Here is a 24,722-nt window from a genome sequence, read left to right as displayed (position 1 = left end):
AGAGGCCAGGCATGATAGTCGCATGCACTCCCTGGAACGGATCGGCCGCTACCGTCTGGACCGGCGCCTGGGCGCCGGCGGTTTCGGCGTGGTCTGGCTCGCCCACGACGACGACCTCGACGCCACCGTGGCCCTGAAAGTGCTGTCCGACAACTGGGTCGACCGGCTGGACGTCCGGGAGAGATTCCTCGCCGAGGCACGACTGCTGCGCAAGGCCGACTCCAACCGGGTCGTACAGGTCTACGACATCGGTGAACTCCCGGACGGGCGGCCCTACTTCGTCATGGAGTACGCGGACGGGGGTACCCTCGCGGACCGGATCGCGGACGGACCCCTGCCCGTCGCCCAGGCCCTGCGGCTGACGGCGCTGGCGGCGCGCGGCGCGGCGGCCCTGCACGAGGCCGGCATCGTGCACCGCGACATCAAGCCGTCCAACGTCCTGCTGCGCTCCGGTCCCGGCGGCTCCGACCGGGTGCTGCTGGCCGACCTCGGGCTGGCGAAGAGCCTGGCCCAGGCCTCCGGGCTCACGATGGCGGCGGGCTCCGCGGGGTACACTCCGCCCGAGCAGGCCCGGCCCGGTTCCGGGATCGACGCGCGGGCCGACGTGTACAGCCTGGGCGCCCTCGGCTACCACCTGGTCACCGGTTCGGTGCCGGGCCCGCCGGGGGAGGTGGAGCGGCCGGACCGGCTCCGCACGGACCTCCCGGCGGACGTACGACGGGCGCTGCTGCGTGCCATGGAACCCCACCGGGAGCGGCGTTGGCCCACCGCGGCGGCGTTCGCGGCGGAACTCGACCGGCTGGCCGGCGAGGTGTCGGCCACGGACACCACCCGACGGCCCCGGCCCCGTCGGCGCACCGCGCTCGTGGCGCTGACGGGCGTCGTCGTGGCCGGCGCGGTCGCTGTCACCGCCGTACTGCTGACGCGGGATCCCGGGCCGACGACGGTCCGGGTGGAGGACCGTACCGGCCGGGTCTCCGCACAGGTGCCGGCGTCCTGGGGCGGCCAGCTGCGCGACTCCGGCTGGAATCCGCGGACGCTGGGGCTCCGGGACGGCACGGAGCCCGGCCTCGCCGTCGCGAACCGTCTCACCCGCTGGCAGGACCTCGCCGCGGGCGGTGTCGACGGCGCCTTCGTCGGCCTCAGCGAGCACGGCGACGTGACCGCGGAGGTCCGCGCGCTCGCGCACACCGGATGCCACTACGCCGGCAGCCGCCCGTACTCCGGCGCCCGGTGGCACGGGTTGATACGGACCTGGGACGACTGCCGGGGCGACGCCGGGTCCCTCACCGAGGCGGCGCTCACTCCGGCGGGCGGTGCCGCCGAGCCCCAGGTGTACGTGCAGATCCGCCAGGAGAGCGGCGACCGGGACGCGGTCGACGGCGTGCTCGGCTCCGTACGGGTGACGGCCTGACGCCCGTCGGACGGCGCCGTTCGGCCGGCCTCGGGAAATTCGTCGGCCGATCCCGCGAACTTTTCGCTCCGTAGGTGCATCGGAGAGGGGTGACGGGGCACAACGCGCCGTGCGTACGGGCGAGAGGCCCGTACGAAGAGAGACCAAGGAGTGGTGACATGTCGACCTTCCGGCGCGCGGTGGCGGACACGGACCGGCCCGACGCGGTGTCCGCACGCCGCCTTTCCTCCGCCGCCCGGCGGGCCGCGCTGCTCGCGGGGGTGGCGCTGCTGAGCGTGAGCGTGCTCACCGCCTGCGGCACCGACACCCCGAGCGGTTCCCCGAAGAGCCTGTCCGGTACGGCAGAACCGGCGTCCGGCGACACCGGCACGAACACGGGCTCCGCGGGCTCGTCCGACCACACCGCGAGCTCCACCCCGGACACCGGCACGGCGGGTACCCCGACCGATGCCGCCTCGGCCTCCGCCACCGCCTCCTCGGGCAACGCCTCCACCGCGAGCAGCCGGTGCCACACCTCCGAGCTGCGCGCCTCGGTAGGCGGCAACGACCCGGGGGCCGGGCAGGAGAACTTCCCGATCGTGCTGACCAACCGGTCCGGGCGCACCTGCACCGTGCGCGGCTATCCGGGGGCGGCGTTCGTCGACGCGTCCGGCAAGCAGCTCGGCCCGGACCCGCGGCGGTCCACGGACTCGGTGACGACCGTGAAGCTGGCCCCGGGGCAGAGCGCGTGGGCGGGTCTGTCCTTCTCCAACCCGGAGATCAGCGGCGCCCACACGGCGACGCCCGCCTCGCTGGTCGTCACGCCTCCGGACGAGAAGGACTCCCTCACGGTGAAGTGGACCCAGGGCAAGGTGCCGGTGTCCGGCAACTCCTCGTCGGTCCGTCTCACGGTGGTCCGCGTCGGCAGCGGCGCCTGACCGTCGCCCGGTCCCGCGCCCGCCTCGGGCGACGGCGCCCCCGGGTCCCCTCAGTTCCCCGGGCCCGGGGTGGGCGCCGCCTCCGCGGAGGAGCCCCAGTTGACGAGTTGTGTCCGGGGAGAGGGCGAGGCGGTGTCCAGCGTCCAGCGCTGGGCCGGCTCGTCGTCGTCGCGTGTCTTGAGGACGAGTGCCGACTCCCCTTCGACGGCCGCGGGCACGAGGACCAGGTCCTTGTTCCAGCGCGCGACCAGCCTGCCCTGCGGGGTGAGGTCGTAGCGGACGTTCTTCGCGCCCGGTTCCGACGCGCCCGCGCAGGGGGCCAGCTGGACCGAGTAGCTCAGGTGCGAGTCGAGGCAGAGACCGGGTTCGGCGGCGTCGCGCAGCAGTCCGTCCCGGCCGTACGACCAGGTGCGTGCCGACTCCGCGTCGCACGAGGTGAGCCGGGTCTCCACACCGTCCACGGCCTCCGTGCCGGCGATGCCGACGCACAGCCCGGTCGTGGTGTTGCGCAGGAGGGCGCCCGTGGCACCGTCCGCCCGGCCGCCGGCCCCCGTCCAGGACGGTGTCGAGCCGGTGTGCGGACGCGGCGCTCCCGAGGAACCACTGCCGTCGGCCTTTCCGCTCGGTCCGTCGGAGCCCGCACCGGCGGCCCACAGCACCAGCGGGACCAGGATCAGCGCGCCCACGGTCAGCACGGCGAGCGTGACGTTCCGGCGACTCGGAGCGCGTCGGGCCCCCTTGTGCGGCGTGGCTCCGCGGGACGGCTTCGCACGGGTGCCGGACGGTGACGTGCCCCGGCGGGACGCGCGTTCCCTGCCGGTCCGCGCGGGTGCGCGTCGACGGGACCGGGCACCGGCGGCGCGCGACGGTGACCTGTCGGGCTCGGGGCGGACGGGCGCGGGGCGGGCGGGCGGCGTCGGCGCGGCCTGCGGCGGGAAGGGTGGGCGCGGGGGCGCTCCGGGCGTGGCTGCGGCGTCGGCCACGGGGTGGAACTCGACGATGGGGTCCGCTCCGTGGGACCCCGTGTCCCAGCCGGGCCCGGTGCCCGTCGTGCCGGGCGTGGGCCCGTACCGGCCCGCTCGGTCCTCGTCGCCGCCGCCGGTCCCCGGTGCGTCCGCCGCGGGGGCGGCGGTGGCCCGCGTCCGGCGTGAGGCCGCGTACGGGCGGGCGCCCCAGCCGAGGACCGCTTCGGCGAGCGGGACGGCGAGCGAGCCGTTGAACTGGTTCAACTGGTCGGCCGCGTAACGGCAGTGGCCGCACCGGGTCATGTGGAGGCGCAGGTCGGGGTCGAGGTCGGCGCCGCCGCGCCGCAGGGACACGTCCAGCATGCGGTGGTAGCCGCGGCACTCCCCCTCGGGGGCGAGTTCGCGGTGGATCTCCAGACAGCTCTCGCGCAGGCGTTCGCGGGCGCGCCGGAGCTCGGCGGGGGCGTCCGCCACGGGCAACCCCAACAGGGCCGCCGGGATGGCGAGTCGCTCGCCCTCGGTCTCGCCGTGCCACAGCAGGCAGCGGGCCGCTTCGGGCAGCCGCTGGAAGGCCCGGGCCAGCAGTCGTCTGCCCTCCGGCGGAAGGAGCGGATCGGTCTGCGGGTCGGTGCGGTCCACGTCGGCGAGGAGGTCGGGCGAGAGCAGTTCGCGCCGCTCGTCCATGAGCCACTCGCCGGCCATCCGCCGTACGGTGACGAGCAGTTGGGGCCGCCATGCGGCGGTGGGGCCGCCCTGGTGCAGGGAATCGCCGAACAGTCGCGTGAAGGAGGCCGTGGTGAGCATTCCGGCCGGGCCCACCCCGTCGGTGCACAGGCGCGCGTAGGCGAAGACCGATTCCCAGTGGCGGTCGAGCAGTTCTCCGACGGGTTGGCTCGCGGGCGTCCCTCCCGGGCTCTTCCTCAACTCCGCGGCGAGCCGGGCGTCCGGGACGACCTCGGGCAGTTGGCCGTGGTCGAGGGAAGAGGACGGCACTCCGTCATTCACGTCCGCTTTTCCTTCCGAGACAACGCGTCACCAAGTTCCCGCTCAAACAAATGCGGACCCTCCGGCGAGGCCGGACGATCCGCCCTGGAGAGGGACCGCGCCGCGAACGACCACCTCGGGCGGCCCTGGGGCGAGGGGGAACGGGCGCGCCGTACGCGCACCGAGGCAGGCGAATATTGTCCGCACGCCGACAAGCCCCACCTTTGCACAGGCCGGGGACCCGGAACAAGTCAACCCGGAATTCTCCTAATGGCGCACGCGGCCGGGATATTGACCAAATGTCAGCCCGGCCCGCGCGAAATGCAATTCGGATTCCCACGGCCCCGCGAATCGCCCCGGTCTCACCACAATGGGAGCGCTCTCACGCGCTCGTTCGAGCGCATGTCATTCCCGAAGATGTCCGCGGCGGGCGGCGGATCAGTGGCCGCTGATCGCCCGGGGCGCGTAGGGCCGTTCGAGCTCCTCGGTCTCCTTGTCGGTGAGTTCCACGTCGAGCGCGGCGACCGCGTCGTCGATGTGCGACGGTTTGGTGGCTCCGACGATGGGCGCGGTGACGGTGCTCCGGCCGAGCAGCCAGGCGAGTGCGATCCGGGCGCGCGGCACCCCGCGGTCCGCGGCGATGCGTGCGACGGCGTCCACGATCTCGCGGTCGCCTTCCCTGTACAGCTTCCTGCCGAAGTCGTCGTTGCGGCTGCGTTCGGTGGCGGTGTCCCAGTCGCGGGTGAGGCGGCCGCGGGCCAGCGGGCTCCACGGCAGGACGCCGACGCCCTGGTCGGCGCAGAGCGGCAGCATCTCGCGCTCCTCCTCGCGGTACAGGAGGTTGTAGTGGTTCTGCATGGAGGCGAACTTCGTCCAGCCGTGCAGGGCGGCGGTGTACTGCATCTTGGAGAACTCCCAGGCGTACATCGAACTCGCCCCGATGTAACGGGCCTTGCCCGCCTTCACCACGTCGTGCAGGGCCTCCATCGTCTCCTCGACGGGGGTCGCGTGGTCGAAGCGGTGGATCTGGTAGAGGTCGACGTGGTCGGTGCCGAGGCGGCGCAGGCTGTTGTCGATCTCGGTCATGATCGCCTTGCGGGACAGGCCGCGACCGTTGGGCCCTTCGTGCATCGCGCCGTTCACCTTGCTGGCGAGGACGATCTCGTCGCGGCGCGCGTACTCGGCGAGCGCCCGGCCGACGATCTCCTCGCTGGTGCCGTCCGAGTAGACGTTCGCGGTGTCGAAGAACGTGACCCCGGCCTCCAGCGCCCGTCGGATCAACGGACGCGAGGCCTCCTCGTCGAGGGTCCACGCGTGCGTGCCGCGGTCGGGGAGACCGAAACTCATGCAGCCCAGGCAGATCCGGGACACGTCCAGACCCGTCGAACCGAGCTTCACGTACTGCATGCTCATTCCTGCTTTCACTGGCGGTGGGGTGGGGAGAGCGGAGGACTGTTCCCTGCCCGCCGAAGGCGCATCGCAGGCCTACTCGACCGGGCCTTCCACGTCGTCGTACATCCGGGCCGACACGATGAGGCCGTCGCCGCCCCGCGCGCAGACCGCGAGCCCGGGCTGCGGTGGCAGGTCGGCGTCGCCCCAGCGGTCGCAGATGTACTCGAAGGCGCTCCGGGTGCCGTCCTCGGTCACGGTGCACAGCTTGAGCGGGATCCCGCCGCCGGCGGCGAAGAGGGCGTCGTACAGCTCGGTCAGTTCCTCGGGCCCGGCGTGCCGGTACGTCTCCTCGGAAGGCCCGCGAAAGGTGCCGTCCTGCGCGAACGCGGCGACGACGGCGGCGGTGTCGCCCGCGTCCAGGGCCGCCGTGTAGGCGCCCACCACGTCGGAGGCGTGTACGGCTGGGTCCGGCTTCAGCATCGGGCGGCGCACGACGTGCCGGCCGAGCAGCGGCCGACGGGAGTGGTGGATGCGCACCGGGAGTTTGGAGGCGGGATCGACGGCGACCGCCACGGGCACTCCGGCGCGCTCGCCGTCGGGCCCTTCCAGGTGCACGATCCACTCGCCGACGGCCCGCCGCGCGCCGATCGTGGTGGCGACCTCCTCGATGTCCACCTTGTGCTCGGACCGCCAGGTGTCCTGCACCTCCAGCCAGGCGGCCAGGACGCCCACACCGCTGATCCGGCCCGCCTCCGGGTCGTCCAGGGCGACGGGTACGGTGGCCGACGCGGGGTCGCGCAGCGCGTCGGCGAGGTCGGCGGCGCCGATCCGGTCGACGAGATCGGCGATCTGCGGGATCCAGACCATGGGGACTCCTGGGCGGTGCCGAGTGGTCGTGCGGTGATCCCCGCGGTCGTCCTCGATCGCGGGGCGGTCGTCTTCGATCGTGGTCCCGTACGGGCCGGGGCGCGACCTCAGCGCGTGGAACCGGTGGCGTGCCCGGGGTGTGCCCGCGGGCACGGGCCCTCGCCGGGCGCAGGGCGATGTCCGAATCCCGCCGGACGCGGCGCCGGACAAGGCGCACTGTTGAGGGTGAACACAGCTTGGCACCTCGGAAAGGAACCGGACCGATGACGGTCTACACGACGATGGACAGCCCGCTCGGCCGGCTGCTGCTGGTGGGCCGGGAGTCCCCCACCGCCAAGGGCGGGACCGCGCTCGCCGCGCTGTCGTTGCCCGACCAGAAGAACGGCGCGGTCGTCCAGGACGGCTGGCGCGAGGACCCGGACGCCTTCCGGGAGATCGGCTCACAGCTCCGTTCGTACTTCGAGGGCCGGCTGACCGCCTTCGACATCGAGTACGTGCCCGGCGGCACCGACTTCCGGCAGCGCGTCTGGAAGGCCCTGGAGGACATCCCGTACGGCACGACGCTCAGCTACGGGGAGATCACCGCGCGGATCGGCGCGTCCAGGGCCGCCGTCCGGGCCGTCGGTACGGCGATCGGTGCGAACCCGCTGCTGGTCGTCCGCCCCTGCCACCGGGTGATCGGCGCGAACGGGGCGCTCACCGGATACGCGGCGGGCCTGGAGCGCAAGCGGCAGCTGCTGGACCTGGAGAACGTGCCGGTGTGACGCGCGGCTCCCGGTACCGCCTTGCCCGGCCCGGGAGCCCGGGCGGATCATGGACGGCGCTGGGAACCGGCGGAGCCACGCCGGGACGACGGGTGACGAGCGACCGGAGCGGCCATGCGGAGCGAGCCACACCACGCCTCCCTCTCGGCGGCGGAGCCGCGCGGCGACGACGTGCGCTTCTCCGTGCTCGACCGCTCACGCGTCCGCGAGGGGCACGAACCGGCCGAAGCCCTGCGGGACAGCGTGGAGCTGGCGCGTGAGCTGGAGCGGCTCGGATACCACCGGTTCTGGGTCGCCGAGCATCACGGCGTGCCCGGTGTCGCCGGGTCCGCGCCGACCGTACTCGCCGCCGCGGTCGCCGCCGCCACCCGCACCCTGCGGGTCGGCACCGGGGGCGTGATGCTCCCCAACCACCGGCCGCTGGTCGTCGCGGAACAGTTCGGAGTTCTGGAGTCGCTGTTCCCGGGGCGGATCGACATGGGCGTCGGCCGTTCCGTCGGCTTCACCGACGGGGTGCGCAGGGCGCTCGGCCGCGACAAGGACGCCGCCGGGTCCGAGGACTACGCGGCCCAGCTCGACGAACTCCTCGGCTGGTTCCGCGGCACCTCACCGACGGGGGTGCACGCCCGCCCCACGGAGGGACTGACCGTACCGGCGTTCGTGCTGGCCCTCGGCGAGGGCGCCGCGATCGCCGCCCGGGCCGGCCTCCCCCTGGTCATCGGGGACCTGCGGAACCGGGACAGGATGCGGCGCGGTATCGACGAGTACCGCGAGACCTTCCGCCCCTCGGCGTGGGCGGAGCGGCCCTACGTCGTGATCTCCGGCACGGTCGCCGTGGCCGCGAGCCCCGAGGAGGCCCGGCGGCTGCTGCTGCCGGAGGCCTGGTCGATGGCACACGCCCGGACCCACGGCACGTTCCCGCCGCTGCCGCCCGCCGAGCGGGTCGAGGCGCTCACCATGACGGCGAGGGAACGCGGCTTCTACGAGTCCGGCCTGACCGGCCACATCGCCGGCACCGAGGACCAGGTGGCCGACGAGCTCCGTACGGTCCTGAAGGAGACCGGCGCCCAGGAGGTGCTGGTCACCACGAGCACGTACGACCGGGAGGCGCTCCTGGACTCCTACCGCCGGCTGGCCCGGGTCGCAGGACTCGCCCCCGCCTAGAATCGTGGGGTTTGCCCGCCCGCCCCGATCGACGCCCGTATCGAAGGTCCTCAGGTCCCCGGTACCGGGCAGCTCCAGGAGTCCCGCCGATGCCCCTTCCCGACGGCAGCCCGCACGACCCCTACGTCCGCGTCCGCGGCGCCCGGGAGCACAACCTCCGGGGCGTGGACGTCGACATCCCGCGGGACGTGCTCGCGGTGTTCACCGGTGTGTCCGGGTCCGGGAAGTCGTCGCTGGCGTTCGGGACGGTGTACGCGGAGGCGCAGCGCCGCTACTTCGAGTCGGTGGCCCCGTACGCGCGGCGGCTGATCCACCAGGTGGGGGCGCCGAAGGTCGGGGAGATCACGGGGCTGCCGCCCGCGGTGTCGCTCCAGCAGCGCAGGTCGGCGCCGACCTCGCGTTCTTCGGTGGGCACGGTCACCAACCTCTCGAACTCGCTGCGGATGCTCTTCTCCCGGGCCGGCGACTATCCGGCGGGCGCCGAACGGCTCGACTCGGACGCGTTCTCACCGAACACGGCGGCCGGCGCCTGCCCCGAGTGTCACGGTCTGGGTCAAGTCCACCGGACGAGCGAGGAGTTGCTGGTCCCGGATCCGGCGCTGTCGATCCGCGAGGGCGCCATCGCCGCCTGGCCGGGCGCCTGGCAGGGCAAGAACCTGCGGGACGTCCTCGACGCCCTCGGGTACGACGTGGACCGGCCCTGGCGCGAGCTGCCCGCCGCGGAGCGGCAGTGGATCCTCTTCACGGACGAGCAGCCGGTCGTCACCGTGCACCCGGTACGCGACGCGGAGCGCATCCAACGGCCCTACCAGGGCACGTACATGAGCGCCCGGCGCTATGTCCTGAAGACCTTCTCCGACACGAAGAGCCCCACGCTCCGGGCCAAGGCCGAGCGCTTCCTGTCCGCCGCGCCCTGTCCCGTGTGCGGGGGCAGGAGGCTGCGCGCCGAGTCGCTGGCGGTGACGGTCGCGGGGCGGACCATCGCCGAGCTGGCGGCGCTGCCGCTGACCGAACTCGCACAGTCCCTCACGGCCGACTCGGAGACCGCCCGTGTCCTCACCGAGGACCTCGTCTCCCGGATCGACCCGGTGGTCGAACTCGGCCTCGGCTACCTCAGCCTGGACCGCTCCACCCCGACCCTCTCGGCCGGTGAACTCCAACGACTGCGCCTGGCGACGCAGTTGCGGTCCGGGCTGTTCGGTGTGGTGTACGTGCTCGACGAGCCGTCCGCCGGTCTGCACCCGGCGGACACGGAGGCGCTGCTCACCGTGCTGGACCGGCTGAAGGCGGCGGGCAACTCGGTGTTCGTCGTGGAGCACAACCTCGACGTGGTGCGGGGCGCGGACTGGCTGGTCGACGTGGGACCGCAGGCGGGTGAGCACGGCGGGCGCGTCCTGCACAGCGGTCCGGTGGCCGGGCTGGAGTCCGTGGCGGAGTCGGCGACCGGACGCTTCCTCTTCGACCGCTCCCCCACCCCGGCCCGTCCGGTGCGGGCACCCCGTGGCCAGGTGAAGGTGGGCCCCGTCACCCGGCACAACCTGCGGGACGTCACCGCCGAGTTCCCGCTCGGGGTGCTCACCGCCGTCACCGGCGTCTCCGGCTCGGGGAAGTCCACGCTGATCGGCGAGGTGACGGAGGAACTGGCGGGTGTCGGCCGCCTGGTCAGCGTCGACCAGAGGCCCATCGGCCGTACGCCCCGCTCCAACCTGGCCACCTATACGGGGCTGTTCGACGTCGTCCGCAAGGTGTTCGCCGCGACGGAGGACGCGCGGGCGCGCGGCTACGGCGTGGGGCGCTTCTCCTTCAACGTGGCCGGCGGCCGCTGCGAGACCTGCCAGGGCGAGGGCTTCGTCAGCGTGGAGCTGCTCTTCCTGCCCAGCACCTACACCCCCTGTCCGGACTGCGGCGGCGCCCGCTACAACCCCGAGACCCTCGAAGTGACGTACCGGGGACGGAACATCGCGCAGATCCTCGACCTCACCGTCGAGGCCGCGGCCGCGTTCTTCGCCGACACCGACACCCCGGCCGTGGGGCGCAGCCTCGAAACCCTGCTCGACGTGGGACTCGGGTATCTGCGACTCGGACAGCCCGCGACGGAGTTGTCGGGCGGCGAGGCACAACGCATCAAGCTGGCGAGCGAGTTGCAGCGGATGCGTCGCGGGCACACCTTCTACCTCCTCGACGAGCCGACGACAGGGCTGCACCCCGCCGATGTCGAGTTGCTGATGCGGCAGTTGCACGGACTGGTGGACGCGGGGCACACCGTGGTGGTCGTCGAACACGACATGGCCGTCGTGGCGGGCGCGGACTGGGTGATCGACCTGGGCCCGGGCGGAGGCGAGGAAGGCGGTCGGATCGTGTCCGCCGGCCCACCCGCCCAGGTGGCCCACACCGCGGACAGCAGAACGGCGCCGTACCTCACCCGAGCGCTCGGCCAGGACGACCAGGACACGACGGCCGCCGCCTCCCGCCCCGAGCGGACCGACAAGCGGACCGACAGGACACCAACACCCGCCCAACCGGGCCGAGTTGCGGAGTGAGCACCCGAACCCCGGCCCGCGCTGGACACCCGGGACCGGGGACGGCCGCCCGGACCGCCGTCGGCCACCGGACCGACCGCTGAACCGACGAGTCACAACCCGCCTCCACGACGACCGCCGACTCCCACTCCGGACGGACCGGCAGGACACCAACACCCGTCCGGCGGGGCGGTGTTGCGGAGCGAGCACCGGCCCGCGCTGGACACCCGGACCGAGGACGGTCGCCTGGCCCGCCGTCGGGGACGGGACCGGCCGGTGAGCCGGTGCGTTGCGGCTCGGCTCACCAACCCCCGCCGCCAGGCGGGGCGTCGGCGCCTCCCTCAGGGATGGGCCCCCGAAGGTGATGGGCTTCCCTGGGCCGCGGCGGCCAGGGTGCGCCGGTCCGCGTGACCGTCGGGGGCGAGTGTGGGGCGCAGGTCGACCTCGGCCACCAGTCCGCGGGCCGACACCACCCGCCACAGCGAGGTGAGCAGCGCGTCCTCGCCGACGAACGCGGGCGCGGTGCTCGCCGTCCCGTCGGCGGACCGGTAGCGCACGCGCACCGGCTGGACCGGCGTTCCGGCGTCCAGCGCGGCCTGGAAGACCGCCCGGCGGTAGCGGCCCTGGGCGCGGCCGCACCACGTGCTGCCCTCGGGGAACGCGACGACCGCGGCGCCGCCCCGCAGGGCCTCCGCGATCCGCCCCACGGTGCCGGGCAGCGCGCGCAGCCGGTCGCGGTCGATGAAGAGGGTGCCGCCCCGTGCCGCGATCGCGCCCACGCCGGGCCAGCGGCGCACCTCGGTCTTGGCCAGCATCCGGGCCGGCCGGACGGCGGCGAGCAGCGGGATGTCGAGCCACGAGACGTGGTTGGCCACGATCAGCAGCCCACCGGTGGGCGGCGCGGCCCCGGTGATCCGCGTACGGACTCCGGCCGCGCGCACCACGACGAGGCACCAGCGGCGGATCCACCGGTCGCGCCGGGCCGGGCGCAGGCGGCCGACGAGCGGAGTCACGAGCACTCCTCCGAGGACCACTACGAGGAGCGCGCCGAGCCGCATCGCGGACCGCGGCACGCCCGCCCAGGGCCGCGCGGACTCCACGCAGCCGCGCGGGGAGCAGGGCGCGGTGGGCAGCCAGGCGCCGGCCGGCGCGGACCGGACGTCGACCGGCCGCCGGGGCGCCGGAACGCCGTCGAGCCCGTCGGGCAGCACGGCCCCTCCCGGGCCCCCGACGGGCCGGGGCCGGCGGACCCCCGGCAGGCGCGGCGACGAGACGTGGAGCGTGGCGCTGCGGGATGCCCGTCCTCCCGGTGCGGGAGGACGGGACACCGGGGTGCCCGGAGCCACCGCTCGGGAGGCGACGCCGGGGCCACCGTGCGCCACGGGACGGGGTGCGGCGGAGCGGACGGCGGCCGTGTCAGGCAGGGCGGTGCGGAGCGTCACCGCGACCGGTGCGGCGGTTCGGGGCGCCGCCGCCGTGCCCACCACCGCCCCACCCGACGCCATCGTGCGCGACAGCTCGCCGCCGGGTGTCGCGGCGGGGGACGTCGAGGCGTCCGCGGCCGCCACTCGGGACCCCTCGACGCAGGGGCCGCCGGGCGCGGCCGGGCGCACGGGGGCCGTGTCCGGTGCGGCGGTGCGGAGCGTCACCGGGACCGGTGCGACGGCCTGGGGCACCGTGGTGGCGGCCGGGGAGGTCGTGCGCGGAGCCACCACGGCGGGCGTCGCGGTCGTGCGGGGTGTGGCCATCACGCGGGGACGAGGGAGAGGAAGTGGCGGAGGTAGCGCGGGTTGACCCGGCGCATCGACAGCAGGACGTACAGGTCGGCGACCCCGAAGTCCGCGTCGAGGGCGGGCTCGCCGCACACCCACGCGCCGAGGCGCAGATAGCCGCGCAGCAGCGGGGGCAGTTCGGTGCGGGCGGGCCGGGCGACGCCCTCGGGGTTCCAGGGCCGCAGCGGGCGGATCCGGAACTCCTCGGGGGCGAGGTGCTTGTGCCGCACCCGGTCCCAGGTGCCCGCGGCGAGGGTGCCGCCGTCGGCGAGCGGCACGGAGCAGCAGCCCGCGAGCCACTCGTGGCCGCCGTCGACCATGTAGCGGGCTATGCCGGCCCAGATCAGGCCGATGACGGCGCCGTCGCGGTGGTCGGGGTGGACGCAGGAGCGGCCGACCTCGACCAGGCCGGAGCGGATCGCGGCCAGCGGTCCGAGGTCGAACTCGCTCTCGGAGTAGAGGCGTCCGGCGATCGCCGCGCGCTCGGGCGGCAGCAGCCGGTAGGTGCCCACGACCTGCCCGGTCACGGTGTCACGGACCAGCAGGTGGTCGCAGTACGCGTCGAAGGCGTCGATGTCGAGGCCGGGCTGCGGGGTGTTCAGGAGAGCGCCCAGCTCCCCGGCGAAGACGTCGTGGCGCAGCCGCTGCGCGGCCCGGACGTCGGCCTCGTCACGGGCGAGGGTGACGGTGTAGCGGGTGGGAGTGACGGGCTGGGCGGGGCTGTCGAGGGTGGAAACGCCGGTCATGGCACTCTCCTGGTCACGGGCCGTTCGGCGGAGGGGTCCCCTGCTCGGACGGAGCCGAGCGTTCGAGGGGGGCAGACCGGATCCGTACGGCCTGCGCGCTCCTGTTCTTCCGATGCCGGTTGGCGTGCGCGTGACCTGTGCCAGGAGGGCGGATGTGAGGATGCTGAATGGCAGGGGTGCCGCGCGGTGGGGGCGCGGGTGTCCGGGGAGAGCGAGACGGGACCGGGGTGTGAGCACCACCCCCGGTCCCGCCCGTCCGCACCCTACGGCGAACGATTTTTCGGCTAACGCCTGCCCGATCTGCGGGTGGCGCGCAGCCACTCCTTGTTCATTCCGGTGATGGAGAACAGCGGGATGCCCTTGGGGCACGCGGTGGCGCACTCACCGGCCAGGGTGCAGCCGCCGAAGCCCTCCTCGTCCATCTGCGCCACCATGTCGAGCACCCGGGTCTCCCGTTCGGGGGCGCCCTGCGGCAGCACGTTGAGGTGGTTGACCTTGGCGGAGGTGAACAGCATCGCGGCGCCGTTCGGGCAGGCCGCGACACAGGCGCCGCAGCCGATGCACTCGGCGTGCTCGAAGGCGAAGTCGGCGTCGGGCTTGGGCACCGCCGTGGCGTGCGCCTCCGGTGCGGCACCGGTGGGGGCGGTGACGTAGCCGCCGGCCTGGATGATGCGGTCGAAGGCGGACCGGTCGACGACGAGGTCCTTCACGACGGGGAACGCGGCGGCCCGCCAGGGCTCGATGTCGATGGTGTCGCCGTCCCGGAAGGACCGCATGTGCAGCTGGCAGGTGGTGGTGCGCTCGGGTCCGTGCGCGTCGCCGTTGATGACGAGGCTGCACGCGCCGCAGATGCCCTCGCGGCAGTCGTGGTCGAAGGCGACGGGGTCGTCGCCGGTGAGGATGAGCTCCTCGTTGAGGGTGTCGAGCATCTCCAGGAAGGACATGTCGGCCGAGATGCCGTCCACCTCGTACGTGGACATCGCTCCGTCGGCGTCGGCGTTCTTCTGTCGCCAGACGCGCAGGGTGAGCTTCATGCGTAGCTCCGCTGGGTGGGGTGGACGTACTCGAAGACGAGGTCTTCCTTGTGCAGGACGGGCGCGGTGCCGGTGTCGGTGAACTCCCAGGCGGCGACGTAGGAGAACTCCTCGTCCCTGCGGGCCGCTTCGCCGTCCGGGGTCTGCGACTCCTCGCGGAAGTGGCCTCCGCAGGACTCGGCGCGGTGCAGCGCGTCGAGGCACATCAGCTCGGCGAGCTCCAGGTAGTCGACGATCCGGTTGGCCTTCTCCAGCGACTGGTTGAACTCCTCACCCACACCGGGGACCTTGATGCGCCGCCAGAACTCCTCGCGGATCTGCGGGATGCGTTCCAGGGCCTTGCGCAGTCCCGTCTCGGTGCGGGCCATGCCGCAGAACTCCCACATGAGTTCGCCGAGTTCGCGGTGGAAGGAGTCGGGGGTGCGGTCGCCGTCGACGGCGAGCAGGAGCCGCAGCCGGTCCTCGGTGTCGGCCAGGACCTCCTGGACGGCGGGGTGTTCGTCGGTCACCGCGTCGCTGTGGGGGTTGCGTGCGAGGTAGTCGTTGATCGTCGAGGGCAGGACGAAGTAGCCGTCGGCGAGACCCTGCATCAGGGCCGAGGCGCCGAGCCGGTTGGCGCCGTGGTCGGAGAAGTTGGCCTCGCCGATCGCGAAGAGACCCGGGACGGTGGTCCGGAGGTCGTAGTCGACCCACAGTCCGCCCATCGTGTAGTGCACGGCGGGGTAGATCCGCATGGGCACGCTGTACGGGTCCTCGGCGGTGATCCGGGCGTACATGTCGAAGAGGTTGCCGTACTTCTCCTCGACCTGGGCCCGGCCCATCCGCTTGATGGCGTCGGCGAAGTCCAGGTAGACGCCCTGGCCGCCGGGGCCCACTCCCCTGCCCTCGTCGCAGACGTTCTTCGCGGCGCGGGAGGCGATGTCGCGGGGCACGAGATTGCCGAAGGCGGGGTAGATGCGCTCCAGGTAGTAGTCGCGCTCGACCTCGGGGATCTCGTTGGGCGGGCGGGTGTCGCGGTGCGCCTTCGGCACCCAGATGCGGCCGTCGTTGCGCAGCGACTCGCTCATCAGGGTCAGTTTCGACTGGTGGTCGCCGGTGCGCGGGATGCAGGTGGGGTGGATCTGCGTGAAGCAGGGGTTGGCGAAGTAGGCGCCGCGCCGGTGGGCCCGCCAGACGGCGGTGGCGTTGGAGTTCATGGCGTTCGTCGACAGGTAGAAGACGTTGCCGTAGCCGCCGGTGGCGAGGACGACGGCGTCCGCGTAGTACGTGTCGATCCGGCCGGTGATCAGGTCGCGGGCGACGATGCCGCGGGCCTTGCCGTCGACCACGATCAGGTCGAGCATCTCGGTCCGCGCGTGCATCTCGATGTTGCCCGCGGCGATCTGCCGGGACAGCGCCTGGTAGGCGCCGAGCAGGAGTTGCTGGCCGGTCTGGCCGCGGGCGTAGAAGGTGCGGGAGACCTGGACGCCGCCGAAGGAGCGGGTGTCGAGGAGGCCGCCGTACTCGCGCGCGAAGGGCACGCCCTGGGCGACGCACTGGTCGATGATCTCGACCGAGATCTGCGCCAGGCGGTGGACGTTGGACTCGCGGGCCCTGAAGTCGCCGCCCTTGACGGTGTCGTAGAAGAGCCGGTGGACGGAGTCGCCGTCGTTGCGGTAGTTCTTCGCCGCGTTGATGCCGCCCTGGGCGGCGATCGAGTGGGCGCGGCGCGGGGAGTCCTGGTAGCAGAACTGGACGACGTGGTAGCCCTGTTCGGCGAGGGTGGCACCGGCGGATCCGCCCGCGAGGCCGGTCCCGACGACGATCACGGTGTGCTTGCGGCGGTTGGCCGGGTTGACCAGCTTCGCCTCGAAACGGCGGGTGTCCCAGCGCTCGTTGACGGGTCCCCGGGGGGCCTGCGCGTCGGCGAGCGGCTCACCGGTCGGGTAGTCGGCGTATGCGGTCATGTCAGCTCACCACTCCGGTCATGACACCGACGGGTACGGAGAGGAAACCCGCCGTGAGCACCAGCGCGAGGACGTTGGCGACGGTTTTGAAGGCGCGGTCGCGGCTGCGGCTGCCGGCGCCGAGGGTCTGGGCGGCGCTCCAGAAGCCGTGCCGGATGTGCAGGCCGAGCGCGAGCATGGCGACGATGTAGACGACGTCGCCGTACCAGGTGGAGAAGGTGTCCACGACGTTCTGGTAGGGGTGGCCCTCCTGGAAGCCGCCGGGGTGCACGGTCCCGGTCGTCAGGTCGAGCAGGTGCCAGACGATGAACAGGCCGAGGATGATGCCGCCCCAGCGCATGGTGCGGGTGGCGTAGCTCGTCCGGGGCTTGCGGTGGACGTACTTGTCGGGGCGGGCCCTGATGTCACGGCGGCTGAGCTGGTAGGCGGAGACGGCGTGCGCGACCACGGCGACGACCAGCACCACGCGGACGAGCCAGAGCGTCCACTCGTAGTGCATGACCGGCTCGCCGATCGTGCGCAGCCAGTGGGCGTAGTGGTTGAACTCGCCCGCGCCGAAGTAGATCTTGAGGTTCCCGATCATGTGGGCGACCAGGTAGAGCAGCATGATCAGGCCGCTGACGGCCATCACGGTCTTCTTGCCGACGGAGCTGTCCCACACGGTGCGCGCCATGGACGGCCGTCGGTCCGTCCGCGTTGCCAGAGCCATGGGTCAAGACGGTAGGCCGGACGGAACCGATCAGTCCAAGACATGGAACGGCTCGTTTCCATAGACAGGAGCTATCGTGGAGGGATGCAGTTCCAGCAGCTCCAGTACTTCGTGGCCGTCGCGGAGACCCGGCACTTCACCCGGGCCGCCGAGCTGATGCATGTCGCGCAGCCCTCCCTGTCGCAGCAGATCAAGGCGCTGGAGCGGGAGTTGGGCGCGGATCTGTTCCTGCGGGCGCGCGGGAACATCACGCTCACCGACGCGGGCGAGGCGCTGCTGCCACTGGCCCGGCGGATCCTCGCGGACGCGGACACGGCGCGGCACGAGGTGCAGGAGCTGGCACAGCTGCGCGGTGGGCGGGTGCGGCTCGGCGCGACGCCGAGCCTGTGCACGGGACTCCTGCCGGACGTGCTGCGCGCCTTCCACGACCGCTATCCCGGCATCAGCCTGCTGATCGAGGAGAGCGGCTCGCACGACCTCGTACGGGATCTGGCGCGCGGCGCTCTGGACCTGGCCCTGGTCGTGCTGCCGCTCCCGACGCCGTCCCCTGCGCTGACCACGGTGGAGCTGCTGCGCGAGGACCTGGTGGTGGTGTCGTCGCCTGAGGCCCCGGCGCCGGGGCGTGGGGAGGGTCGCCGGACGGTGCGCGTCGCCGATCTGGAGGGTGAGCGCCTCGTGATGTTCCGGCACGGCTACGACCTGCGCGACCTGACGGTCGCCGCCTGTCGCGCCGAGGGGTTCGAGCCGGACTTCGCCGTCGAGGGCGGCGAGATGGACGCCGTGCTGGGTTTCGTCCGGGCGGGCCTCGGCGTGGCCGTCGTGCCGCGGATGGTCGCCACCCGCTCCGGGCGGGGACTGCGGGTGACGCCGCTGGCCGGACCGGGTCTGCACCGGACGATCGCGCTGGCCCACCGCAGTGACGTGGCGCCGCCCCGGGCGGCGCGGGAACTCCAGCGGATGCTGCTGGAACGCTGACCGCTCCGGGTCGGCGCGCCGGGCCTGCGAGCCCGGGCCGCCGAGGAATCCGCGGACGTCCTCGACCGAGCCGGCGGTGGGGCGTCCTCCCGATGACGCACACCGTCGTCGTCCGCCGGGACCTGCTGGCCCGGCACCCCGGTCTGGCGCGGGCGCTCTCCCGTGCCTTCGACGGGGCCGAGGCGGTCACGGCGCCTGTTCGGCGATGCCGCGTGGCCCTACGGCGTCGCGGCCGACCGGACCGCCGGCGACACCTTTCCGCGCCGCCACCACGAACAGGGCCTCACCCGGCGGTTGTCGACGTGCGAGGAGATCTTCGCGCCCGACCTCCTCACGACCCGCGGGCGCCGTCCGGCCCCGGCGTCACCGGGGCCGGACGTCCGCCGTCACCAGGTGGGGATGAATCCGCCGTCGATCAGGAAGTCGCTGCCGGTGATGTTGCCCGCGCGGTCACCGGCGAGGAAGAGCACCAGGTCCGCGACCTCGGACGGCTTGGAGAAGCGGCCTGTCACGGTGGCGCCGGACGCCTGGGCGACCACCTCCTCGGGGGTGAGCCCCGCGGCGGCCGACACCGTCGCGGCCACTCCGCCGCCGCCCAGCCACAGCTCGGTCTCCACCGGGCCCGGGCTGACCGTGTTGACGCGGATGCCCTTCGGGCCGACCTCCTTCGACAGCGCCTTGGAGAAGGCGACCAGGGCGGCCTTGCCCGCGCTGTAGTCGATCACCAGCGGGTCGGGCAGGGTCGCGTTGACCGAGCCGACCGTCACGATGGAACCCCGGCCCGCGGCGAGCATCACCGGCAGGGCGGCACGGGTGACCCGTACGGCCGTCAGCAGGTTCAGGTCGACCGTACGGCGCCACTCCTCGTCGGTCACCGACAGGAAGCCGCCGGTCCGCGCCGGGGCCGAGCCCACGTTGTTGACCAGGACGTCGATCCGGCCGCCCGCGGCGTCGACGAGCCGCGCGGCCGCGTCGGGCTCGGCGAGGTCGACGCCCACCCAGGTGACGTCGCCCTCCTTGGCCAGCGCGTCCAGGCCGGGCGATCTGCCGCGCGACCCCGCGACCACCTTCGCGCCCGCGCCGGCCAGCGCCTCGGCGACGGCGAGCCCGATGCCCTTGCTGGCCCCGGTGACGACCGCCGTCCTGCCCTGGAGTTCCGTGCTCATGGCCCTCAGCTCCATCCTTGGGACGCGCGTCCTGTCGACGCCCGACACGGCGACGCGGCGCGGCCTCCGTTCCAGGAGACCACGCCGCGCCCCGGCCCTCAGCCGGTCGCGTCGACCAGCGCCAGATCGTGCAGCCGGTCCGGCGGGCCCGGCCGGGCGTAGTACCAGCCCTGGGCCGTGTCGCAGCCCAGTATCCGCAGCTGCTCGGCCTGGGCCCCGGTCTCCACACCCTCGACCGTGACGGCGAGATCCAGGCTGTGGGCCAGGGAGACGATGCCCTCGACGATCTTCAGGTCGACGGGATCGGCGGGGAACTGCTGCATGCCCTGCGTGAAGGACCGGTCCAGCTTCAGGATGCTGACCGGCAGACGCCGCAGGTTGGCGAGGTTCGAGTAGCCCGTGCCGAAGTCGTCCAGGGCGATGTCGACCCCCATCTCGGCGAGCCGGCGCAGCGGCTTCAGCAGGTCGTCGTCGGCACCGATCAGGGCGGACTCGGTGACCTCCAGGCAGAGCGCCTCCGCGTCCAGACCCTCGCGCTCCAGGATGTCGACGGTGTCCTGGACCAGGCCGGGATGCGTCAACTGGCAGGGCGAGAGGTTGACGTTGACCCGCAGCGGGCCGCCGCCGGGGTGCCGCTGCTGCCAGGTGCGGGCCTGGCGGACCGACTGCTCCAGGACCCAGCGGCCGAGCGGCACGATCAGTCCGGTGTGCTCGGCCAGCGGGATGAAGCGGTCGGGGCTCAGCACACCGTGCTGCGGATGCAGCCAGCGCACCAGTGCCTCGGCGCCGCGCACGCTGCCGTCACCGAGGTGCACCAGCGGCTGGTACTCGATGAAGAACTCGCCCCGGTCCAGGGCGGCCGGCAGGGCCGTGGTGAGCCCGTGCCGGGTGATCGCCCGGGCGTCCGCCTCCGGATCGGCCAGTTCGAAGCGGTTGCCGCCGGCGGACTTGGCCCGGTACATCGTGATGTCGGCGCTGCGCAGCACGTCGGCGGCACCGCGCACCCCGGCCGGGCCCTCCACGACGCCGATGCTGCCGCGCACGGTCAGCTCACGGCCGTCGATGCCGATCGGCGTGACGAGCGCGTTCATGATGCGCCCGGCCAGCTCCTCGACCTCGCGCTCGGTGTCCGGCCCCGTCGTCAGGGCCACGAACTCGTCGCCGCCGAGCCGGGCGACCATCTCGCCCGAGGCGGTCGCGCAGGACTGGAGGCGGTCGGCGACCTCGACGAGCAGCCGGTCGCCGGCCGCGTGCCCGAGGCTGTCGTTGATGGTCTTGAAGCCGTCGAGGTCGAGGTAGCAGAGGCCGAAACGCTGCCCGTCCCCCGCGGCCAGCGCCTTCTCCAGACGCTCGAAGAACAGCGTGCGGTTGGGGAGTCCGGTGAGCGCGTCGTGCGTCGCCTCGTAGCGCAGCCGCAGATTGAGCAGCCGGCGCTCGGTGGTGTCCTCCATCAGCGCCAGCTGGTACTGGGGCTCGCCGTCCGCGTCCCGCAGCAGCGAGACCGTCAGGTTGGTCCACAGGGCGGTGCCGTCAGGGCGGTAGAAGGCCTTCTCGACGTGGTAGTGCTCCCGCTCGCCCCGCACCAACTCCTCGTACAGTCGCCAGACTTGAGGGGCGTCCTCGGCGTGGGTCCACTCGGTGACCCGGCGCCCGCGCATGGTCTGCTCGGATCCGCCGAACATGCGCAGCAGCGCGCCGTTGGCCTGGAGCATGTTGCCGTCGAGGTCGGCGATGCCGATCCCTATCGCCGCTCCCTCGAACACGGCGCGGAAACGGGCCTCGCTGTCGTGCAGCGCCTCCGCGACGGCGCTGCGGGCGGTCAACGCCGCCTGGGAGATGGCCTGCTGTTCGGTGAGCGTCCGCTCCCGCAGCGCTCGCGCGTAGCCGGCGGCCATGGCGTGCTGGAGTCGCGCGGACCGGTTCCGCAGCGTCTCCTGGTGGCCGCCCTCCCCGCAGTAGAGCACCAGGTAGGCGTCGACGCAGTCGAGGGCCCGGCTGAGCGCCTCGGGGTCGGTGCAGTGCGCGGCGACGAGCGCGGCGCCGACCGTGTGCCCGGCCTCCGCTTCGAAGGTCCTGGCCCGCAGCGCGTCGCTCAACCGACGCGCGAGGGGCAGGAGTTGCACCTCGAACTCGGGGCGGGTCAGCGACGTGGAGGTGACCGGGAAGACGGCGCGGCTCCAGATCGTCGCGAACCGGCGCAGTCTGTCCTCCGGTCCGTCCGGCTCGGCGGTCACGCCGTGCGTCCCACGCCGCCGAACCCGGAGAAGGAATAAGGATCCTCGTCCTCGGGTGCCGTGTCCGGCCGCCAGTCCGGCATCGGCACCAGGCCGGGTTCCACCATGTCGTACCCCTCGAAGAACCGCGCGATCTCCTCGCGCGTGCGCATGATCAGCGGGTTGCGGATGTTCTTGTAGACGCCGACCGCGCCCTCGGCCCGCTCCTGCGGGAGCGGAATCCCCTCGAACGCGGCGTGGGTGAGGACCAGCATGCTGCCCGGCGCGAGGGCGTCACGCAGTTCGGCCACCGCACTGTACGGGTCGTCCGCGTCCTCCACGAAGTGAAGTATGGCAACGAGGAGCAGCGCGACCGGCCGCTTCAGGTCGATCAACTGCTGGACGGGCGCACTGGCCAGGATCTCCTGCGGCTTGAGGAGGTCGGCGGCGACGACGTCCGCGTTCTCGACGTCCTTCAGAACGGCCTGGCTGTGTGCGACGGCAACGGGATCGTGGTCGACGTAGACGACGTGCGCGCCGGGGCGGGCGGCCTGCGTGACCTCGTGGACGTTGCCGAACGTCGGGATGCCGGAGCCGATGTCGAGGAACTGGTCGATGCCCTCCCCGGCGGCGAAGCGGACGGCGCGGCGCATGAACGCGCGGTTGGCCTGCATGACCTTGGGGAGTCCCGGCATGAACTCCATCGCCTTGCGGGCCGCTTCCCTGTCCACCTCGAAGTTGTGCGAACCGCCCAGGTAGAAGTCGTACATTCGGGACACGCTCGGCACCGAGATGTCAATGCTGCGGGGGGCCCAGGCGGGACGCTCCATCTATCTCTCCAAGGCGTAGTCGACGGCGAAGGCGATCCGGTGTTCGAGCAGAGGCTACTGATCGCCCGCCAAAGGGGCGAGCCAAAACGGAAATTGACCGTCCGTTCCCGGTCACTGCCTCGGGCAAGTGCCGAATTGGCGTCCGCGAACGTCGCTCGAACACGCCACGCACCGCCGTCGCGAAATCCTTCCGAAGCATTCCAAATGGCTCCGGGGGATCACGAAGCGTGGCCACGCCGCCGAAGGAGCCGCCGAACTCTTTCACATCCGGGCCGCCGACCGGACCTTTCACGTTCGGCCGCGGCACACCGACTCACCCTCACCGTCCGGCAGTTCGCAGCCCGGCCGCCGATCACCGTCACGCGGTCACGCGGTCACGCGGTCACGCGGTCACGCGGTCACGCCAAGGGTCCGCCCCCTCCGTGCCGTGCGGAGGGGGCGGACCCGGGTCGCGCGATGTTCGGGCGGGGCGATCCGCCCCGGGGTGATCCGTTACTTCGACACACCGACCGGCTTCCCGTCGGGGGCCACGGCGTACCACGTGCCGCCCACACCCTGACCGTTGGTGTCACCGGGAGCGGTGTCACCGGAGAAGGTGTAGATCGGCCAGCAGTTGACGGTCATCTGCTTGACGCCGTCCGGGCGGGTGAAGCCCATCAGGCCCTTCTTCTGGACGCCCTTGGTGTCGTTCGAGGCGACCGGCGCCACGGCCGGCCACTTCTCCAGGCAGGCGCCCGTGCAGGCCGACTTCGAGACGGGCCAGGCCTGGTCCTTCATGAAGCGGTAGACGGTCATCCCGTTCTTGTCGACCACGACGTCGCCGAGCTTCGCGTCCTTGCGGACCGACAGGCCGGGCAGGTCGGCGAGCGTCGCCTTCTTGCCGTTGGGGGCGGAGGCGTACCAAGTGCCGCCCACGCCCTGGCCGTTGGTGTCCCCGGCCTTGGTGTCCTTGGCGAAGCGGTACATCGGCCAGCCGGCGACCGTCAGCTGCTTCGTGCCGTCGGCACGCGTCACCTCGCCGAGCAGCGACTTGTCGACGCCGGCGGCGGCCTCGGCACCGTCGGCGGGCACGGGCGGCCACGCGGTCGCGCAGGCGCCGTCACAGCTGGACTTCGGGGGCTCCGCGGTGTCCTTGTCGAAGCGGTAGAGCGTGAGCCCCTCGCCGTCGGTCAGCACCTTGCCCAGCTTCGCGCTCTCCGTGACGGCGAGCTGACCCGCGGGCTCCGCCTTGGCGGCGGCCTGGTCCTTGGAGTCGGCGCCGTAGCCGTTGCCCGCCGTGGTGCTCGTCCCGTAGCCACCCGCGGCGGCGGTCGCCCCGACGTTCTGGCTGCTCGTAGGGGTGCCCTGTTCCTGACCGCACGCCGTCGTGAGCGCCAGCACGGCCGCAGCTGCCGCTACGAGTGAGGCGCTCCGCCAGGAGGTCTTCATGGGTAACTCCCGCTGTTCGCATAAGTGGTGCAGCGCCCTGCTGCGCCGCGCATGGCCCTAGGTACGGGCGGAAGGGGCGAGAGTGTTCAAGCGGGCCGGAACTTTCTTTCGGAAGCCTGTGCCACGGGTGACGTGATTCCTCGCGCGTGCGTGCGATCACCGGCAGCGCTTACCGTACGGCGCGTCAAACCATCGCATGCCGGACGTCCTTCCTTCGGGGGCATTCACCCGCACTCCGGCGTGGCCCCGTCGCGCGCACCCCATGATCTTCGTCGTGCAAGGACCCCAACGAACCCGATCCGCCCTCGTCATACGCGTATTGGCGGTGACGGCGCTCAGCTGGCTGCTTGTCGGCGCGCCGAGCGGAACGGCCGCGGCAGACGCCTGCGCGTACGCCTCCACCGGCCCGGGCGGAGACGGCGTGACCGCGGTGGCCGTGGCGGGCGACGGAGCGGTCGCGGTCGTCGGGAACACCACCTGGTGCCCGACCCCGCCGCCGCCGTGCCCCCCGACACCCACGCCCACGCCCACCCCGACACCGCCCCCGCCGCCGAAACCGCCACCCCCGCCCCAACCGAAACCGACGCCCAAACCGACACCCCCGCCGCCCACCCACGCGCCGGCACCGAAACCGAAGCCACCACCACCGCCTCCACCGCCCCCCGCGCCGAAACCGAAGCCCGTGCCGCCCCGGCCGGCGCCGGTGCCGCCGCCGAGACCCACGCCGAAACCGAAGCCGACGCCGAGCGCGCGCCCCACACCCGCGCCCGCACCCGTCAGCTACCCGGCGTACCGCCCCGCGCCGCACAAGCACCAGCCCCGCAGCGGCCCGTCGCTGGTCTCGTTCACCCTGCTCATCACCGCGCCCGCGGTGCTCGCCGTCGCGGCGCTGCGCCCGCGCTGACCCTGGAGGCAAA

Annotated in this window: 19 protein-coding genes; 7 read left to right on the top strand and 12 right to left on the bottom strand. The window is 73.0% G+C overall.

Features of this window, described 5'->3' with window-relative positions; genetic code table 11:
* Positions 1-22: 22 nt before the first annotated feature.
* Together AB0C62_RS23510 and AB0C62_RS23505 are read left to right on the top strand one after the other, a co-directional pair.
* Entirely contained in the window at positions 23-1,414 is a 1,392-nt protein-coding gene (locus AB0C62_RS23510; RefSeq protein ID WP_362976083.1) for a serine/threonine-protein kinase, read from the top strand.
* A gap of 158 nt (positions 1,415-1,572) precedes the next feature.
* Positions 1,573-2,331, top strand: a complete 759-nt coding sequence (locus tag AB0C62_RS23505) for a DUF4232 domain-containing protein (protein WP_362976081.1) — start codon at positions 1,573-1,575, stop codon at positions 2,329-2,331.
* A 50-nt stretch (positions 2,332-2,381) separates the two neighbouring features.
* Here AB0C62_RS23505 and AB0C62_RS23500 read toward each other — a convergent pair whose 3' ends face one another.
* The 3 genes from AB0C62_RS23500 to AB0C62_RS23490 all read right to left on the bottom strand — a co-directional run bounded on the left by AB0C62_RS23500 (position 2,382) and on the right by AB0C62_RS23490 (position 6,539).
* Complete coding sequence (locus AB0C62_RS23500) at positions 2,382-4,301, bottom strand: RICIN domain-containing protein (protein WP_362976079.1); 1,920 nt, start codon at positions 4,299-4,301, stop codon at positions 2,382-2,384.
* A 417-nt stretch (positions 4,302-4,718) separates the two neighbouring features.
* Positions 4,719-5,687: an aldo/keto reductase gene (locus AB0C62_RS23495; protein WP_362976077.1), complete on the bottom strand. Its 969-nt coding sequence runs from the start codon at positions 5,685-5,687 to the stop codon at positions 4,719-4,721.
* Positions 5,688-5,765: 78 nt separating this feature from the next.
* Positions 5,766-6,539 carry a nuclear transport factor 2 family protein gene (locus tag AB0C62_RS23490; protein ID WP_362976075.1) on the bottom strand — a complete coding sequence of 258 codons (774 nt, stop codon included), beginning with the start codon at positions 6,537-6,539 and terminating at the stop codon, positions 5,766-5,768.
* 263 nt (positions 6,540-6,802) lie between these two features.
* Between AB0C62_RS23490 and AB0C62_RS23485 the strand changes: the two genes are divergently transcribed.
* The 3 genes from AB0C62_RS23485 (at position 6,803) to AB0C62_RS23475 (ending at position 11,007) form a co-directional block, all read left to right on the top strand.
* A complete protein-coding gene (locus AB0C62_RS23485; protein ID WP_362976073.1) occupies positions 6,803-7,303 on the top strand; it encodes a methylated-DNA--[protein]-cysteine S-methyltransferase in 501 nt (166 codons plus the stop codon).
* Positions 7,304-7,417: 114 nt separating this feature from the next.
* Positions 7,418-8,467 carry an LLM class flavin-dependent oxidoreductase gene (locus tag AB0C62_RS23480; RefSeq protein WP_362976071.1) on the top strand — a complete coding sequence of 350 codons (1,050 nt, stop codon included), beginning with the start codon at positions 7,418-7,420 and terminating at the stop codon, positions 8,465-8,467.
* Positions 8,468-8,556: 89 nt separating this feature from the next.
* Positions 8,557-11,007: an excinuclease ABC subunit UvrA gene (locus tag AB0C62_RS23475; protein ID WP_362976069.1), complete on the top strand. Its 2,451-nt coding sequence runs from the start codon at positions 8,557-8,559 to the stop codon at positions 11,005-11,007.
* Between the two features lie 320 nt (positions 11,008-11,327).
* Here AB0C62_RS23475 and AB0C62_RS23470 read toward each other — a convergent pair whose 3' ends face one another.
* The 5 genes from AB0C62_RS23470 to AB0C62_RS23450 form a co-directional block, all read right to left on the bottom strand.
* Complete coding sequence (locus tag AB0C62_RS23470) at positions 11,328-12,119, bottom strand: lysophospholipid acyltransferase family protein (RefSeq protein ID WP_362976177.1); 792 nt, start codon at positions 12,117-12,119, stop codon at positions 11,328-11,330.
* A gap of 614 nt (positions 12,120-12,733) precedes the next feature.
* Positions 12,734-13,504 (bottom strand): GNAT family N-acyltransferase, encoded by a 771-nt coding sequence (locus tag AB0C62_RS23465; protein ID WP_362976067.1) that lies wholly within the window; start codon positions 13,502-13,504, stop codon positions 12,734-12,736.
* A gap of 284 nt (positions 13,505-13,788) precedes the next feature.
* On the bottom strand, positions 13,789-14,538 hold the full coding sequence (locus AB0C62_RS23460; protein ID WP_362976065.1) for a succinate dehydrogenase/fumarate reductase iron-sulfur subunit: 750 nt from the start codon (positions 14,536-14,538) through the stop codon (positions 13,789-13,791).
* Positions 14,535-16,484, bottom strand: a complete 1,950-nt coding sequence (locus AB0C62_RS23455) for a fumarate reductase/succinate dehydrogenase flavoprotein subunit (protein ID WP_362976063.1) — start codon at positions 16,482-16,484, stop codon at positions 14,535-14,537. The genes AB0C62_RS23460 and AB0C62_RS23455 overlap by 4 nt, the downstream gene beginning before the upstream one ends.
* Position 16,485: 1 nt before the next feature.
* Positions 16,486-17,157, bottom strand: a complete 672-nt coding sequence (locus AB0C62_RS23450; protein ID WP_362976175.1) for a succinate dehydrogenase — start codon at positions 17,155-17,157, stop codon at positions 16,486-16,488.
* A gap of 120 nt (positions 17,158-17,277) precedes the next feature.
* On the opposite strand from AB0C62_RS23450, the gene AB0C62_RS23445 reads away from it, so the two are divergent.
* Complete coding sequence (locus tag AB0C62_RS23445) at positions 17,278-18,168, top strand: LysR substrate-binding domain-containing protein (protein WP_362976061.1); 891 nt, start codon at positions 17,278-17,280, stop codon at positions 18,166-18,168.
* Between the two features lie 386 nt (positions 18,169-18,554).
* Here AB0C62_RS23445 and AB0C62_RS23440 read toward each other — a convergent pair whose 3' ends face one another.
* From AB0C62_RS23440 to AB0C62_RS23425, 4 genes are all read right to left on the bottom strand, one after another.
* Positions 18,555-19,334, bottom strand: a complete 780-nt coding sequence (locus AB0C62_RS23440; RefSeq protein WP_362976060.1) for an oxidoreductase — start codon at positions 19,332-19,334, stop codon at positions 18,555-18,557.
* Between the two features lie 98 nt (positions 19,335-19,432).
* On the bottom strand, positions 19,433-21,568 hold the full coding sequence (locus AB0C62_RS23435; protein ID WP_362976059.1) for an EAL domain-containing protein: 2,136 nt from the start codon (positions 21,566-21,568) through the stop codon (positions 19,433-19,435).
* Positions 21,565-22,377, bottom strand: a complete 813-nt coding sequence (locus AB0C62_RS23430; RefSeq protein ID WP_362976057.1) for an SAM-dependent methyltransferase — start codon at positions 22,375-22,377, stop codon at positions 21,565-21,567. Before AB0C62_RS23430 ends, AB0C62_RS23435 begins: the two co-directional genes overlap by 4 nt.
* Before the next feature lie 492 nt (positions 22,378-22,869).
* Positions 22,870-23,805 carry an SCO0930 family lipoprotein gene (locus tag AB0C62_RS23425; RefSeq protein WP_362976055.1) on the bottom strand — a complete coding sequence of 312 codons (936 nt, stop codon included), beginning with the start codon at positions 23,803-23,805 and terminating at the stop codon, positions 22,870-22,872.
* Positions 23,806-24,487: 682 nt separating this feature from the next.
* Here AB0C62_RS23425 and AB0C62_RS23420 point away from each other — a divergent pair.
* The gene (locus AB0C62_RS23420) at positions 24,488-24,709 is read left to right on the top strand and encodes a hypothetical protein (RefSeq protein ID WP_362976053.1); all 222 of its coding nucleotides are present in this window, start codon (positions 24,488-24,490) and stop codon (positions 24,707-24,709) included.
* The last annotated feature ends 13 nt before the right edge of the window (positions 24,710-24,722 follow it).

The organism is Streptomyces sp. NPDC048643, assembly GCF_040650615.1.
Classification (GTDB): domain Bacteria; phylum Actinomycetota; class Actinomycetes; order Streptomycetales; family Streptomycetaceae; genus Streptomyces.
Note: the sequence above shows the minus strand (reverse complement) of the source record. Positions and strands in the feature narration are given on the sequence as shown.

Coding starts and splice junctions, on each gene's coding strand:
- AB0C62_RS23465 (WP_362976067.1), bottom strand. CDS start 13,504: ATGACCGGCGTTTCCACCCTCGACAGCCCCGCCCAGCCCGTCACTCCC.
- AB0C62_RS23455 (WP_362976063.1), bottom strand. CDS start 16,484: ATGACCGCATACGCCGACTACCCGACCGGTGAGCCGCTCGCCGACGCG.
- AB0C62_RS23475 (WP_362976069.1), top strand. CDS start 8,557: ATGCCCCTTCCCGACGGCAGCCCGCACGACCCCTACGTCCGCGTCCGC.
- AB0C62_RS23430 (WP_362976057.1), bottom strand. CDS start 22,377: ATGGAGCGTCCCGCCTGGGCCCCCCGCAGCATTGACATCTCGGTGCCG.
- AB0C62_RS23450 (WP_362976175.1), bottom strand. CDS start 17,157: ATGGCGCGCACCGTGTGGGACAGCTCCGTCGGCAAGAAGACCGTGATG.
- AB0C62_RS23440 (WP_362976060.1), bottom strand. CDS start 19,334: ATGAGCACGGAACTCCAGGGCAGGACGGCGGTCGTCACCGGGGCCAGC.
- AB0C62_RS23460 (WP_362976065.1), bottom strand. CDS start 14,538: ATGAAGCTCACCCTGCGCGTCTGGCGACAGAAGAACGCCGACGCCGAC.
- AB0C62_RS23510 (WP_362976083.1), top strand. CDS start 23: ATGCACTCCCTGGAACGGATCGGCCGCTACCGTCTGGACCGGCGCCTG.
- AB0C62_RS23495 (WP_362976077.1), bottom strand. CDS start 5,687: ATGCAGTACGTGAAGCTCGGTTCGACGGGTCTGGACGTGTCCCGGATC.
- AB0C62_RS23480 (WP_362976071.1), top strand. CDS start 7,418: ATGCGGAGCGAGCCACACCACGCCTCCCTCTCGGCGGCGGAGCCGCGC.
- AB0C62_RS23505 (WP_362976081.1), top strand. CDS start 1,573: ATGTCGACCTTCCGGCGCGCGGTGGCGGACACGGACCGGCCCGACGCG.
- AB0C62_RS23485 (WP_362976073.1), top strand. CDS start 6,803: ATGACGGTCTACACGACGATGGACAGCCCGCTCGGCCGGCTGCTGCTG.
- AB0C62_RS23490 (WP_362976075.1), bottom strand. CDS start 6,539: ATGGTCTGGATCCCGCAGATCGCCGATCTCGTCGACCGGATCGGCGCC.
- AB0C62_RS23425 (WP_362976055.1), bottom strand. CDS start 23,805: ATGAAGACCTCCTGGCGGAGCGCCTCACTCGTAGCGGCAGCTGCGGCC.
- AB0C62_RS23445 (WP_362976061.1), top strand. CDS start 17,278: ATGCAGTTCCAGCAGCTCCAGTACTTCGTGGCCGTCGCGGAGACCCGG.